This is a genomic window from Corynebacterium afermentans subsp. lipophilum, from assembly GCF_030408375.1.
In the GTDB taxonomy this organism is placed as follows: domain Bacteria; phylum Actinomycetota; class Actinomycetes; order Mycobacteriales; family Mycobacteriaceae; genus Corynebacterium; species Corynebacterium lipophilum.
In genome coordinates this window covers 2,167,739-2,181,650 of sequence record NZ_CP046530.1, presented here as the reverse complement: position 1 = coordinate 2,181,650, position 13,912 = coordinate 2,167,739, and the positions used below count along the sequence as shown (strand labels likewise).

Here is a 13,912-nt window from a genome sequence, read left to right as displayed (position 1 = left end):
AAACCCTGCGGATATCACGCAGAACGGAATGTTTTCGGTGTCGGCGCATAATTTTTACACAGAAAGTGACCCAAAGCACAACCGGATGGCCTATGTTTGCTAGATACCTGCAAGGTTTCCCGAAAAACTCCCAGCACATACCCCTTTAGGAGGGTCCCGTGGAAGGTTTTATCGACACCCTCAACGGTGTGATTTGGTCCAACGCTCTCGTCTATCTGTGCCTCGGCGCAGGCGCGTACTTCACGCTTGCCACCCTGTTCCTGCAGATCCGCTGCCTGCCGGACATGATCCGCCAACTCAAGTCCGGAGAAAGCTCCGAGCAGGGTATTTCCTCGTTCCAATCCCTGATGATCTCGCTCGCCGGCCGTGTCGGCGTAGGCAACATCGCCGGCGTGGCCACCGCCATCGCATTCGGCGGCCCGGGCGCGGTGTTCTGGATGTGGCTGGTGGCCCTGCTCGGCTCCGCCACTTCCTTCATCGAGTGCTGCCTCGCCCAGATTTACAAAGAGACGGACCGTGACACCGGCGAGTACCGCGGCGGCCCCGCCTACTACATCGAGAAGGCGTACAAGCACACCTCCGCGGCCCCGTTCATGCTGGTTTACGCCATCATCTTCGCGGTGTGCATGCTGCTGGCAACGTCCTACTTCCTGCCGGGGATCCAGGCCAACGGCGTGGCTGCGGCCGTCGATAATGCATGGGGCATCAACATCTGGGTCTCCGCCACGATCATGACCGTGCTGCTCGCGTTCATCATCATCGGCGGCATCAAGCGCATCGCGAACTTCGCCTCCATGGTGGTGCCGTTCATGGCCGGCCTCTACATCATCATTGCCATCGTGGTGCTGTTCGCGAACGCTTCCCAGATTCCCGAGGTCTTCGGCACCATTGTCCGCGCCGCCTTTGACAAGGAGGCCGCGTTCTCCGGCATGCTCGGCGCCGCCATCATGTGGGGCGTCAAGCGCGGCATCTACTCCAACGAGGCCGGCCAGGGCACCGGCCCGCAGTCTGCAGCAGCCGCCGAGGTTTCCCACCCGGCGAAGCAGGGCTTCGTCCAGGCGTTCGCCGTCTACATTGACACCCTGTTCGTCTGCTCCGCCACCGCCTTCATCATCATCTCCACCGACATGTACAAGGTATTCGAGAGCCAGTCCGAAGACGGCGCGGTGGTCTACGACGGCTCCCTGCCCGACGGCATCCCTGTCGGTCCCGGCTACGTGCAGGAAGGCCTGAACTCCTTCTCCGCCGGTCTGGGCCCGTCGTTCATCGCACTGGCGATCATGTTCTTCGCCTTCACCACCGTGCTGGCGTACTACTACATGGCAGAGACCAACTTCACCTACCTGAACCGCTGGGTGAAGAGCGAAAGTGCACGTAAGGCCATCATCTGGGTGCTGCGCGCCCTAATCCTCGTGGCCGTCTTCATCGGCGCAACCACCACCCCGGGCACCGCTTGGGCGCTCGGCGACATCGGCGTCGGCGCGACCGCGTGGCTCAACATCGTGGCCATTATCTTCCTGCAGGTCCCGGCGCTGAAGTGCCTGTGGGACTACCGCCGCCAGAAGAAGGCCGGCATCGACCCGCACTTCGACCCCGAGGCGCTGGGCATTAAGAATGCCGACTTCTGGGTCGAGCGTAAGAACCGCATGATCGAGGTGGGCACCTGGCCGGGCGTTGAGGGCAAGGTTGTCACCACGACCCGCAACAACTAGCCGTAATCAAACCGGCTGTCGTGGCTGGCATGATCCGGGTGGTGGGTGTGGTCTGTTTCCGGAGCGGGGTGATCGCCATGGTGATCACCGGAATGGTGGGGAGTGCTCATGACGTTCCTTCCGCTCAACCCGGCCGGGGTCGGGATGATGGGTAAAACTGATCAGGATAAGACGGTGTAGCCGGCCTCCTCGATGGCCCGGCGAACCATCTCCGGAGATACGACACCGGTCACCGTGACGGTGGAAACACCACCAGCAACGAGATCAATCTGGACGTCGTCGACCTGGGGGAGGGTCTGAAGGGCCTGGGTCACGCTTTTCGCGCAGTGCCCGCAGGTCAGGCCGGTGACCTGGTAGCTAGGGGAGGCCCCTCCTGCTGACGAGTCGCTGGCGGCAGTGATGGGGGCGGTGTCGGCATGTGAGGCAGGTCCGCAACAGCTGCAGCCGTGGGAGGCCATCGGCAAGAGGCGGGGCGAGGAGGTGGTCATGGGAAAGCTCCTACGGGTCGGTGGGATACGGTAACGCTCACTAGCATATACCCCCCCGGGGTACATTTTCAAGGGGTGGAGGGCACGGCCCTCACGCGGGGCAGGGTGTGGTCATCGAGCAGCCTCCTCACTGTCGGGAGGGGACAGCGGGAGGCGGAGGGCAAACACTGCTCCGCGACCGGGTCCGGGGGAGGTGGCGGTGAGAGTGCCGCCGTGGGCCTCGATCAATGCCTTGGAGATGGTCAGACCGATACCGGCCCCGCCGTTATCCCGGCTGCGGGCGGCATCCCCCCGGTAGAAGCGTTCGAAGATGTGTCCGAGCTGGCTAGGTGGGATGCCCTCGCCGTCATCGGCGACGTGGATGAGCGCGGTGGACGCCCCCTGTCGGTGGACGCTGATCCGGACCTGCCCGCCGGCCGGGGTGTGCCGTAGCGCGTTCGACAGGAGATTGCTCATCACCTGGCCGAAGCGTTGCCGGTCCACGAGCACCCGGGCGGCGTCTGTAATGGTCTCGACCTGTAAATCGACGCCTTTGTCAGCATAAGCTTCCCCCGCGGCAGCAGCGGCGGTATGGAGCAGATCCCCGAGCCCTTCCTCCGCCAGGTCCAAATCGATCCGGTGTTCCTGGGCCCGGGAGACATCGTCGATGTCTTCCATCAACCGGGTCAGGCGGGTGAGTTGGTCAGCCATGATCGTGTGGGTGGCATTATTCCAGTCCACGACCCCGTCCTGGAGACCATCGAGGTAGACCGTGAGCACCGATAAGGGGGTGCCCATTTCGTGGGCCAGATCAGAGAGCATCTGGCGGCGGACCTGTTCGGTGTGTTCCAGCCGGTCGGCCATGGTGTTGAAGGCATGCGCCAAGGTGGTGACCTCGGGGCCTGCTTCTCCGGCGGGCACGCGGATATGGGAGTTGCCGGCCGTCAGGCTGGTAGCGGCGCGGGTGAGATCCTGCAGGGGGGTGCGCAGACGATGCGATAACCACAGGCTGGCCAGTAGGGCGCTGATCAAGGCGGTGGGCAGGGCGACGGCCAGGGTGATCAGGTTGGCGTCCCGGTAGGCCTGCTCGGCATGGAACAGCTCCAGCGAGGAGTCCTCCCGGCCGGTCATCAACATATGGTCATGGAACAGGATCGGGCCCACCATCGTGGCCGCGGCCGCGGCCACCAGCAGGCTAATCACCACGACCAACACCTGGGCGGCCAGGAAGCGGAAGGTCAGGCCGGGTCCGTGATTCATGGCTGCCCCACCCGGTAGCCCACGCCACGCACGGTGTCGATAAACCCCCGGCCCCGGGTGTCGGTGCCGAGCTTGCGACGCAAGTTGCCGATGTGGACATCGACGATGCGTTCATCACCGACCCAGGTGGTGTCCCAGACCTCGGCGACCAGGTCGTGGCGGGTCAGCACCTGGCCGGGGCGCAGGGCCAGGGCAACCAGCAGCTCGAACTCCGTGCGGGTGAGCTCCACGGCCGTCTCCCCCACCCGCACCTGATGGGCGACGGGGTCAATGATGAGGTCACCAACGATCAAGGGGGTGGTCACCTGCGGTGGGGTGGTGCTGGTGCGCGGGCGGCGCAGCACCGCATGCACCCGGGTCACCAGTTCCCGGATGCTAAAGGGTTTGGTGATGTAGTCATCCGCCCCCAGGGTCAAACCGCTGATCTTGTCGTCCTCGCTGCCACGCGCGGTGAGCATGAGGATGTAGCAGTCCGAGAAGGTGCGGATCCGTCGGCATACCTCCAGGCCGTCGAGTTCGGGCAGCCCCAGATCCAGTACCACAACATCGGGGGAAAAGTGACGGGCCTCGTCCACGGCCTGGGTGCCGGTGTGCGCCTGGCGGGTATCGAAGCCGGCCCGGATGAGGTAGGAGGCCACCATCTGAGCCAGGGGTTGTTCATCATCGACGACCAGCACCCGCTCCGGGGGCGTGGCGGTGGTCGGTGTGTGGTCAGCCATAGACCCCAGTATCGCTCCGGGCAGGGGGAACACCACCTTCGCTCAGTGCCCAGCGGGAAATCTTCATCAAATCTTCAAACATCACCCTTCGGCCGCCGTCACCCCTGTGCCCCACCCCGGGCCGGCGGCATCGCCTTCCCTGGTCGGTTCGGCAGGCGCCACCAGGGATTTCACTGCCTGTACCGCATACCCGGGGCGGGTGGAAGGACATCGCCCACGGCTGTGGGGTGGTGTTCCGGTGGTGACCCAGCCCACCGAATTCACCCCCTTTTTCTCCCTGTTATAAGACTGTGAGCAGGGTTTTTGAATTCTAGTCCGTCAGGCACCCGTGCTAGATAAAGGTATGGCATCGACCTTGAGGCGGTGTCTTCTCATGGCCCTACCACGATCCAAGGAGATTGACGTGAAACGAGCAGCGATCGCAGCCGCCGCCCTTGTCCTCGCCCTCACGGGGTGTTCGGCCGCCGACCCGGAACCCACCGCAGATGGGACGGTGTCCCAGGACACATTCCTGACTACCCATGGCCTGGCCGCCATGGACGGGGTGGAGATCATTGATCACCTCGACCGGCAGAAGGTCACTGAGCGTCCCACGGATCTGATCGCCTCAGTGCGTAACGATGAACTGCTGCTCTCGAGCGATGACCAGGAAGTCGTGGTCGATCTTCCCGACAATCAGACGTATGTCTCGATCGCACCCTATCTCACCTCCACCCACGACTGCTTCTACCACAGCCTCACGACCTGCCTGGGGGAACTCGACAATGAGGATATCCAGGTCACGATCACCGATGAGGCGACCGGTGAGGTGCTGGTGGACGAGGCGACAACCACCTTCGACAACGGGTTTATTGGCTTCTGGCTGCCCAATGATGTCACCGGCCTGATTGAGGTCAGCTACCAGGGGCGTACCGGCACCACGGAGTTTTCCACCACCGACGACGGTGCCACCTGTGTCACAGACCTGCGCCTGACGTGATGGCTCAGCAGGGTCCTCACCTGCGACTGTCTCCCGTGTCTCTGAAATCTTGCACCAAGGAAGGTTAAATCATGACGAATGCGTTTTCCCGACGACAGTTTCTGCTCGGCGGGCTCGTCCTCGCCGGCACCGGGGCCTTGGCCGCCTGCACCAGCGACCCTGGACCCGCTGCCTCGGCACCAGGTCCCTCTCTTAGCCCCACTCCCACCCCCACTGCGCTCGGTGAGCCGACGGTGCGCCGGACGCTGACCGCGCGGCCCCTCTCCCTGGATATCGGCGGCATCGAAGCCAAGACGTGGGGATACGTCTCTGACACCGGGGATGCGGCCATTGAGGCCACCGCCGGCGACGTCCTCCAGGTCGATATCACCAATGAACTGCCTGAGAGCACCTCCATCCACTGGCATGGCATCGCACTCCACAACGCCGCCGACGGTGTGCCCGGCATGACCCAGGACCCCATTGAATCTGGTCAGTCGTTTTCCTATGTGTTCGAAACCCCCCATGGAGGAACCTACTTCTACCATTCCCACACCGGCCTGCAACTCGACCGGGGTCTGCACGCCCCTCTGATCGTCCGCGATCCGGACGACGCAGAGGACCAGGACGTCGAGTGGACCATCGTGCTCGACGACTGGGTCGATGGCATTCAGGGCACTCCCGACGATGAGCTCGACAAGCTCACCGGAATGGGTTCGGGCGACCATAACGAGAGGATGGGAGGTCACGGCCAGATGATGCACGGCACCCCGGACCGGGTACTGGGCGGGGATGCCGGCGATGTGATGTATCCGCACTACCTCATCAACGGGCGTATCCCCCGTGCTCACCGGACCTTCGAGGCTCGCCCGGGCGACAAGGCCCGCCTGCGGTTTATCAACTCCGGCGGTGACACCATCTTCAAGGTGGCTCTCGGTGGTCACCGCATGACCGTCACCCACACCGACGGCTTCCCTGTCCAGCCCTGGGAGACCGAATCGATCTACCTGTCGATGGGCGAGCGTGTCGACGTCGAGGTCATCCTCGGCGACGGCATCTTCCCGCTCACGGCTTTGGCGGTGGGTAAGGACGACCGCGCCTTCGCCGTCATCCGCACCGCCGGCGGCCAGGCCCCCCGCCCCGATGTCGACTTCCCCGAGTTGTCGTCCACCGGACTGCTTCTGTCCTCCCTGAAGCCAGCAGACCGTGCACTCCTGCCCGAGGGCACACCAGACCGAGAAGTCAGCATCGACCTGGGCGGGCAGATGATGCCGTATGAATGGAGCATTCTCACCGACGGCCAATCCTCTTCCGCGACCGTGCAGGAGGGTCAGCGCCTGCGGATGGTCATGCGCAACAGGACCATGATGCCCCATCCCATGCACATCCACGGCCACACGTGGGCGCTGCCCGGCAGCGACGGGCTACGCAAGGACACTGTCCTTCTCCGCCACGGTGAAACCATGATCGCCGACCTGATCGCTGACAACCCCGGTGAGTGGGCATTTCACTGCCATAACGCCTATCACATGGAAACCGGGATGATGAGTTCCCTGCGGTACGCCTAACCCCACAGCATGGTCGGTCGCTGGGGTGAGCTGGGTCGCTGCAGACCCCCACCGGGCAGCACGATGACCTTCCTCGGTGTTGTGGTCTTCCGAGACAACCAGAACACCGTCTTCTTCCCCACCGCCCCGGAAAACCGAGATTATCTACGCAGAGAAGGAACGTGCCCCGCTGCCGGACTTCTCCGGCTCGTCGCTGATGGAGGAGGGTGAGGAGATCAGCCTGTCTGATTTTGAAGGCGAGGTCATCGTCCTCAACGCTTGGGGCCAGTGGTGTGCACCGTCGCCTGCGAGGTCAACCTGCATGCGACAACCTTCGCGGTGGTCTCAGCGTCGTAGGCGCGTCGCGTACCGTCAAAGCTCTGGCCGCGGCGCTTAGCTGCAACCCAGTTGCCGACCGTGTCCACCGACGGTCGGCAACCACACGTGTCTTCAGCCCAGTCGCAGACCTCACGGGCAGACAAACCGGCCAAAAACCTCTCAACCGCACCAACGCGGATATCAGATGGAAAACCTGCGGGCATCGGAACACCTTCCAGCCCCCAACACTCCAACTTTTTGTCCGCGCGCCCAAAATCGGTTGGTAGCCGGATCTAGGTAGCCGGTTTTCCGCCTGTGGCCGCTTGTTGCGCCAACCGCCCCGCCCGGCGCCCTAACGCAGCGACTCGAACAGCGCTTCGGCCTCTGCGTCGTCCCAGAGCACCACGTTGCCCACCTCGGTGTCGGCGAAGCCACCGATGGGCACGGTGTCGGTTTCCAGGCCGCCGCGCAGGGCGATGACGATGCGGGCGAGGTTCCACGCGTGGTCGTCGGAGTTGACCGTCAGCAGGGTCGGGGTGACCCACAGCAGCCGCGCCATGCGGAACGGGTTGAGGTACACGGACGGGGACAGCACGCGCGTGACCAGCGTGGTCATGAACTCGCGCTGGCGTGCCACGCGGTCCAGGTCGCCCTGGGCGGTGGCGCGGGTGCGCACGTATCCCAGCGCGGTGGGGCCGTCCATCTCCTGGCAGCCGGGTTGGAGGTTGATGTTGGCCAACGGGTCGTCGATTGGCTCGGCGACGCAAATCTCCACGCCGCCCGCCGCGTCGACCACGCCGGCGAGGCCGCCCATGCCGATCTCCGCGTAGCGGTCCACGTGCAGCCCGGTGTTTTGCTCCACGGTTTCCACCAGCAGCTGCGGACCGCCGATGGAGAATGCGGCGTTGATCTTGTCGTAGCCGTACCCGGGCACGGGCACGTACGAGTCGCGCGGGATGGACATCAGCGTCGGTTTTCCGCGCAGCGGCAGGTGCATGAGCATGATTGTGTCGGTGCGCACGGTGCCCAGGTCGCCGCCGGTGCCGAGGCGCTCGACGTCCTTTTCGCTTAAGCCCGTGCGCGAGTCGGAGCCGACGAGCAGCCAGTTGGTCCCCGAGGTGTTCGAGATTTGCTGGTCGGGCATGGCGGCGGTGCGGTTGAGGCGCGCGTCCGCGATCAGCACCGAGCCGATGAGCAAGGCGATGACCAGGGCAAGTATTGCTCCGCAGCCGGGGAGCTTTACTTTGCGACGTTCCTTCGGCCCTTTCCGCCTCCGCTTCGACACCTGCAGCGGGACTTCCTCTGGGGCGGGGCGCTGCTGCGCCTGACGCGGAGCCGGCCGCTGTTGCGCGGGCCGGCGGCGCGGGTGCTGCGGTGCGCGGCGCGGCTCGTAGGCGGCGGGGGGTTCGTAGACGGTGTGGCCCGGCTCAACCCGCGGAGAAACCGGCGGCGGAACCCTGCGCGCGCGGGGTTCTACGCGCGTGAATTCGTCGGGGTGGCGGGCGGCGGGATCGCGTCGAGAAGCAGTAGTGCGACGGCGAATGGGGCGGCCGTAGCGGTCCACGAGTGGCTTGCCGTCTTTGCCCAGCACGAACTCGCCCGCGTTATCGCGGGGGTCGTTGGAATGGGGCGTAGTAGACATGCGCTTAGTGTAACCAGTGTGACGGAAGTGCTTAGATTCCGAGCCACGACAGATCCAACAGCGGGTAGGCGATAAACGCCACGGCATCGATGAAAAAGTGCGCCAGGATCAGCGGCCACACCCGGGAAGTTTTGTGGAAGTACCAGGCAAAGATTACGCCCATGACAATGTTGCCGACACCCGCGGAGACCCCCTGGTACAGGTGGTAGGAACCGCGCAGCACCGCCGAGGCCGCGATGAACTGCCAGGGTTTCCACCCCAGCTGTTTCAGACGGGTGACCAGGTACATCACCACCACGATCTCCTCGCCGAAGCCATTGGCGAACGACCACAACAGTGAGGTGGGAATCTGCACCGCGGCGGTGGTCGGCACCACCACCTTGGACAGGCCCAGGTGCACCGCGGCGACGTAGAACGCCAACCCGGGCAGCCCGATCAGCGCCGCAAACCCCGCCCCGCGCGCGGCGTCGGACCAACGGGGCCAGCGCCATTGCTCGTCAAGCAGGAACCACGCCAGCCCGCCCCACGCGAGAAGCGTCAGCGCGGAGGTCGCCTGCAGCGCCAGGTCCAGCCAGGGAATCGACGAGGCTGCGTCGTGGATGGTGGTGCTCTGCTGGTTCAGCGGGGCTTTCAGCAGCGAGTCCACAAGCCGAAGCGCCGCACGCAGCCCCGCGGTGCCGAAGGTGACCGCGAGGACGAGCACGATTTCGAGCTTCAGGCGCCGAGTCATGCGCTAACTTTAACGCCATGCAGGATTCGTGGGCGCGCACTATCGAGCAGGTTGTCGGCCAGGAGTACCCCGCCGCCATGCACCATGAACAGGCAGGCCCCGGCCATCCCGACCCGCGGACGCTGCACCCGGCGTTTTGGGGCACGTACGACTGGCACTCGTGCGTGCACATGCTCTGCACCGCGGTGAAGGTGCATTTGCGTATCGACGACCACAGGCTCGCCGACCTCCTCGATGAGCGCCTGACCGAAGACAACGTCGCCGCCGAGGCCGAGTACCTGCGCACCCACCCGCTCTACGAGCGCCCGTACGGCTGGGCGTGGGCGATGCAGCTGGTCAAGGTGTGCCGCGGCACCCGGTGGGAGGGCGCGCTCGCGCCGCTTGAGGCCCAGCTAGAGCGCAACATCGCCGCGTGGCTGCGCACGCAGCAGTGGCCGGTACGCCACGGGGTGCACTCGAACTCGGCGCTGGCGCTGCTGCTCATCCACGATGCCGCGCCTGCGCTGCGCGAGCAGGTGGAACGCACCGCCGAAGCCTGGTTCGGCGACGACCGCGCCTACCCGCACGCGTGGGAGGTTTCGGGCCACGATTTCGTTTCCAACGGCCTGGCCGAGGCCGCGCTGATGCGCCGCGTGCTGCCAGCCGAGGAGTACGCCGCCTGGCTGGGCGGCTTCCTCGCACCCGCGGCGTTCGAGTTCTACACCGCGCCGATCCAGGTCGCGGACCCGGAGGACGGCCAGCAGGCCCACCTCATCGGGCTCATGCTCACCCGCGCCTGGTTGCTGCGCGAAATTGGTAGGCCGGAAGGAACACAGATGCTTATCGACGCAGCCGCGCCCCACCTGACCGGCGACAACTTCATGGCTACGCACTGGCTCATCACCTACGCGCTGCTCGCCGAGGACGCGGCGGAGGACGAGCCAGCAAGCTGACATTCGTGTACAAACGTGCCTATGGCAGCTGGTGAGAACCCCGGGGCGGGCAGCCCGAGAGAGCCGTATCAACAGTTAGTGCGCACCATCGTCGCGCAGATTTCCAACCACCTCCCGGTGGAGGCGTTCTACTCCGTGGTGATCGCGCACGAGGGCAAAACCTTCGTCACCGCGATGGTGCAGCTGGAAGGCGAGCCGCCGCAGTCCGCGAAGATCGACTTAGAGGACGAGCACCGCACGCTTTTCTACGAGGTGTTCTGGCACGAGGTTGCCCAGACCGGCCAGGGCGGACCCACCCAGCTGTACGCGGCTAGCTTCGCGCCCAAGTCCAACTCGTTTGTCTACCACGGCAGCCACCCGTACGACCCAGCCGAGGGCATGCCAGATGTGGCGGCGCTGCAGCGCTTCGCGCAGCGACTTCAAGGGGCGCGTGCGGCCGCGATGGTGGACGCGCACCTCTACCACCGCTCGGCAATGAAGCCTGCGTTTCGTCCCTCTGGCGCCCACCTAACCGAGGAGCTGTTTACCAGACTCGGCCAGGAGGTCCACCAGCAGGCGCAGTACTTCGGCGCGGATTGGGCAGCGCTGAACGTTTTCTTCGCGATGACTTCCGGCCCGGAAGGCACGCAGCTCGAGCAGGTGGACGCGATTTTCTACATGGAGAACCTCTCCTACATCTACGGCGTGTTCTCCCGCACCGCGCTCGACCCCTTCGCCACCGCCTACGTCGACGCGCTAGCGGACGGAAAGCCGTTCCACCACGCGCAGGTGCAGATCACCATTAACAAGCTCACCGGTGAATTCACCAGCGGCGCGTCGTGGGACGATTGGGCCGAGCGCATCCGCACCACCGCGGAGAACTGGAGAGACGTGGCCAACGACACCCACCCGCTGCTGCAAAGGCAGCCATGACCCGAGTTGCCTACTTGGGCCCTGCCGGCACGTTCACGGAGGAAGCTGCGCTGCGCTTCGGCATTGAGGGCGCGCAGTACGTGCCCGTGGAGTCGCCCGCCGCGGCGCTCGCCGCCTTAGACGCGGGCGAGGCGGAGTACGCGGTGTGCGCCATCGAGAACTCCATCGACGGCGCGGTGACCACCACCATGGACGCGCTCGCCGCCGCTGAAAACGCGCGCATCGTGGGGGAGACCGAGCTTGCCATCGCGTTCGCAGTGATGACCAGGCAGGGGCACACGCTTAGCGACGCCCTCCGGCTCGCCACCCACCCCGTCGCCCACCAACAAGTCAAGCGCTGGGTGGCAAAACACGCACCGAAAGCGCAGTTCATCCCCGCCCCCTCTAACGCCGCGGCAGCGAAGATGGTGGCCGACGGCGACGCCGACGTGGCCGTCGCCCCGGAGCGTGCGGCGGCGCTGCACGGGCTGGAAGTGCACGCCCGCGGCGTCGCTGACGCGGAGACGGCGCGGACCAGGTTCGTGCTCGTCGCAAAGCAACCCGCCCTGCCGGAGCCCACCGGCAACGACCGCACCGCGATTGTCTTCCGCACGAAGAACGAACCTGGCGCCCTGGTGCGCGTGCTGCAGGAATTCGCCGCGCGCGGGGTGGACATGACGCGCATCGAGTCGCGGCCCACGCGCGAGGAGCCGAACACCTACGACTTCTTCGTGGACCTGGCAGGCCACGCCAGCGACGCGGCGGTGGCGGCAGCGTTGGAAGCCTGCGCCGTACACACCACCGCGATGCGGCAGCTGGGCACATGGCCGCGCGCGGCGCGCTAGCCGCAAAGTTCGTGTACAACAGTGCATATGGTTTTCACCATGCCAACGGACAGGTACCCATGGGCGGGCGACGCGGTTGAGCGCTTCGAGTACGAAGTGCGAAGCCAGATGCACTACGTGCAGGAGAAGTTCCCGCTGAGCTTATTTATAGGGCACACCCAGCGGCGGCAGGCGTTCTTCTTCGTGCTCGGGGAAAGCGAGGGGCGCGTGGGGCTGGTGGAGCTGAAGTTCGAGGAGCAGCTGTACCGCCTCATGTACGAGGTGCTACTGCAGCGCCGCCCGGCCGAGGACCCGTGCTGGGGGCTTGCGGTGCGCTACGACCCATTCGCCGACGAGATCCAATACCGGGGCCTTGATGGCCTGGGTGCCATGGGGGATGAAGAGCGCGCGCTAGAAGTGCAGCAGGTGGCCAAGGAAATGGGCGGGCTCTCACCCGAAAATTAGCCCCAGCCGAGGGCGTGGAGCTCGTGCTCTTCCAGCCCGAAGTAGTGGCCCACCTCGTGCAGCACGGTCACTTTCACCTCGTGGCGCAGCTGCTCCTCATCCACGCAGATCGCCTCGAGGGCGTTTTTGTACACGAACACCGCGTCCGGCAAGAACCCGGAGTGGTTCGAGTGCTGCTCCGTCAGCGGCACGCCCTCGAACAGGCCCAGCAGGGTCGGATTGTCCGGGTTGTAATCCCGCGCCAGGATCACCATGTTTGTCATGTGCTGGGCGAAATCGTCGGGGATGGTGTCCAACGCGTCGTTGATCATCTCCTCGAACGCCTCGTCGCTGACCGGGAGCATGGCTACTGCACCGGTGCCTGCGCCGGAGCCTGGGCTGCGCCAGCTGCGGGGTCTTGCGCGACTGCGGGGTCCTGCGCGCCTGCGTCGGGCGCGGGCGCAGGCGGGGCCTGCTCTTCCCGCAAGGGACGGCGCTGGGGGCGCTTGGGGGGCGGAGCGTCGTCGATAAGCAACTGCTCACGGCCCTGCGTTGCGGAGCCGGTGAGGTTGGCAAAACCGCCCTCCGGGCGCGAGAACATCAACGCGCAATTCACGCTGCGGGAGCCGCCCTCCCAGGCGGCGGGGGTCTGCGTGGTCCAGAACGGGCGAAGCGCGATCTGGTAGAGGTTCTCCTCGCTGCCCATGTAGTCCTGCGCGGCTTCGGTGCACACGTCCTGGAGGTGCTTGTCCTGCTCCTTAACGGCCGGGGTGTGATCCGGGAAAACCTGCTCCAGCGAGACCTGGCTGGTGATCTCCAGCTGATGCGGGTCCGCGCACTTCACCGCGGTGAGCGTGTTGGATGCGTCGATAGCCACGCACTGGCCCGCCTCGAACACGCGGGCCTGGTCCTGGTCCTCCACGCGCCCCGAGGTCAAGATTGGCTCGCCGGCGCGGTTGGTCTCCTGCAGCCCGCACAGCATCGTGCGGTCCCCGCGGGCCCACGCGTCCGCCGGCGGCAGGATCGGGGCGATGGAGTAGCGGCCGTTCGGGTCGTACTTGCCGCCCAAGTACCGGAACGTGCCAGCGCCGCACAGCTCCTCGCGCAGCTGGGCCTGGCGCGTCGGGTTCGGCATCGGCGCCTCCGGACCGAACTCGGAGGTGGGGTAGGTGGCCAGATTCTGGCGCAGGGACACCTCGAAGCGGTGCTCGCCCTCGCAGTCCGCCTGCTCGAAGCCGGTGATCGTGCCGTCTTCGGCCACCTGCCAGGTCAGGCAGGCCCCCGCGTCGGCGGTTGTGAACGTCGTGGCCTGATCGGGCGAGACGGTGGAACTGGCGGTGGTGGAGGAGGCCTGCGTGCCGGGCTCAGTCTCCGAAGTGCCGGCGGCGAGTGTGTACGTGCCCGCGCCGACGGCGCCCGCCAGTGCGGCGATGATGAAGGAACGCAGCGCGCTCTGTTTCGAAGCCAT

General features: G+C 65.5%; 14 protein-coding genes and 1 pseudogene. 8 read left to right on the top strand and 7 right to left on the bottom strand.

Going from position 1 to position 13,912, the window contains the following annotated elements; all coding sequences use genetic code 11:
• Positions 1-158: 158 nt before the first annotated feature.
• The gene (locus CAFEL_RS10370) at positions 159-1,712 is read left to right on the top strand and encodes an alanine/glycine:cation symporter family protein (RefSeq protein ID WP_290172043.1); all 1,554 of its coding nucleotides are present in this window, start codon (positions 159-161) and stop codon (positions 1,710-1,712) included.
• Positions 1,713-1,873: 161 nt separating this feature from the next.
• On the opposite strand, the gene CAFEL_RS10365 is transcribed toward CAFEL_RS10370, so the two are convergent.
• The 3 genes from CAFEL_RS10365 to CAFEL_RS10355 all read right to left on the bottom strand — a co-directional run bounded on the left by CAFEL_RS10365 (position 1,874) and on the right by CAFEL_RS10355 (position 4,158).
• A complete protein-coding gene (locus tag CAFEL_RS10365; RefSeq protein ID WP_194560537.1) occupies positions 1,874-2,200 on the bottom strand; it encodes a heavy-metal-associated domain-containing protein in 327 nt (108 codons plus the stop codon).
• Positions 2,201-2,311: 111 nt separating this feature from the next.
• On the bottom strand, positions 2,312-3,439 hold the full coding sequence (locus CAFEL_RS10360) for a sensor histidine kinase (RefSeq protein WP_194560538.1): 1,128 nt from the start codon (positions 3,437-3,439) through the stop codon (positions 2,312-2,314).
• The gene (locus CAFEL_RS10355; RefSeq protein WP_194560539.1) at positions 3,436-4,158 is read right to left on the bottom strand and encodes a response regulator transcription factor; all 723 of its coding nucleotides are present in this window, start codon (positions 4,156-4,158) and stop codon (positions 3,436-3,438) included. Before CAFEL_RS10355 ends, CAFEL_RS10360 begins: the two co-directional genes overlap by 4 nt.
• A 403-nt stretch (positions 4,159-4,561) precedes the next feature.
• Here CAFEL_RS10355 and CAFEL_RS10350 point away from each other — a divergent pair, with 403 nt between their 5' ends.
• From CAFEL_RS10350 to CAFEL_RS10340, 3 genes and pseudogenes are all read left to right on the top strand, one after another.
• Positions 4,562-5,137 (top strand): CueP family metal-binding protein, encoded by a 576-nt coding sequence (locus tag CAFEL_RS10350; protein ID WP_194560540.1) that lies wholly within the window; start codon positions 4,562-4,564, stop codon positions 5,135-5,137.
• A 71-nt stretch (positions 5,138-5,208) separates the two neighbouring features.
• Complete coding sequence (locus CAFEL_RS10345; RefSeq protein WP_194560541.1) at positions 5,209-6,684, top strand: multicopper oxidase family protein; 1,476 nt, start codon at positions 5,209-5,211, stop codon at positions 6,682-6,684.
• A 121-nt stretch (positions 6,685-6,805) separates the two neighbouring features.
• Positions 6,806-6,973, top strand: a pseudogene (locus CAFEL_RS10340) (TlpA family protein disulfide reductase); the annotation flags it as partial.
• Between the two features lie 360 nt (positions 6,974-7,333).
• Here CAFEL_RS10340 and CAFEL_RS10335 read toward each other — a convergent pair.
• The gene (locus CAFEL_RS10335; RefSeq protein ID WP_194560542.1) at positions 7,334-8,623 is read right to left on the bottom strand and encodes an LCP family protein; all 1,290 of its coding nucleotides are present in this window, start codon (positions 8,621-8,623) and stop codon (positions 7,334-7,336) included.
• A gap of 31 nt (positions 8,624-8,654) precedes the next feature.
• On the bottom strand, positions 8,655-9,353 hold the full coding sequence (locus tag CAFEL_RS10330) for a CPBP family intramembrane glutamic endopeptidase (RefSeq protein WP_194560543.1): 699 nt from the start codon (positions 9,351-9,353) through the stop codon (positions 8,655-8,657).
• Between the two features lie 17 nt (positions 9,354-9,370).
• Here CAFEL_RS10330 and CAFEL_RS10325 point away from each other — a divergent pair, with 17 nt between their 5' ends.
• The 4 genes from CAFEL_RS10325 (at position 9,371) to CAFEL_RS10310 (ending at position 12,465) form a co-directional block, all read left to right on the top strand.
• Positions 9,371-10,285, top strand: coding sequence for a DUF2891 family protein (locus CAFEL_RS10325; protein ID WP_194560544.1), 915 nt, complete (start codon positions 9,371-9,373; stop codon positions 10,283-10,285).
• A gap of 78 nt (positions 10,286-10,363) precedes the next feature.
• The gene (locus CAFEL_RS10320; RefSeq protein ID WP_194560545.1) at positions 10,364-11,197 is read left to right on the top strand and encodes a hypothetical protein; all 834 of its coding nucleotides are present in this window, start codon (positions 10,364-10,366) and stop codon (positions 11,195-11,197) included.
• Positions 11,194-12,021, top strand: a complete 828-nt coding sequence (gene pheA / locus CAFEL_RS10315) for a prephenate dehydratase (protein WP_194560546.1) — start codon at positions 11,194-11,196, stop codon at positions 12,019-12,021. The genes CAFEL_RS10320 and pheA overlap by 4 nt, the downstream gene beginning before the upstream one ends.
• A 39-nt stretch (positions 12,022-12,060) precedes the next feature.
• Positions 12,061-12,465: a hypothetical protein gene (locus CAFEL_RS10310; RefSeq protein ID WP_194560547.1), complete on the top strand. Its 405-nt coding sequence runs from the start codon at positions 12,061-12,063 to the stop codon at positions 12,463-12,465.
• Here the strand turns inward: CAFEL_RS10310 and CAFEL_RS10305 are convergent.
• Positions 12,462-12,809 (bottom strand): metallopeptidase family protein, encoded by a 348-nt coding sequence (locus CAFEL_RS10305; RefSeq protein WP_194560548.1) that lies wholly within the window; start codon positions 12,807-12,809, stop codon positions 12,462-12,464. The genes CAFEL_RS10310 and CAFEL_RS10305 overlap by 4 nt on opposite strands.
• Before the next feature lie 2 nt (positions 12,810-12,811).
• Positions 12,812-13,912: a septum formation family protein gene (locus tag CAFEL_RS10300; RefSeq protein WP_194560549.1), complete on the bottom strand. Its 1,101-nt coding sequence runs from the start codon at positions 13,910-13,912 to the stop codon at positions 12,812-12,814.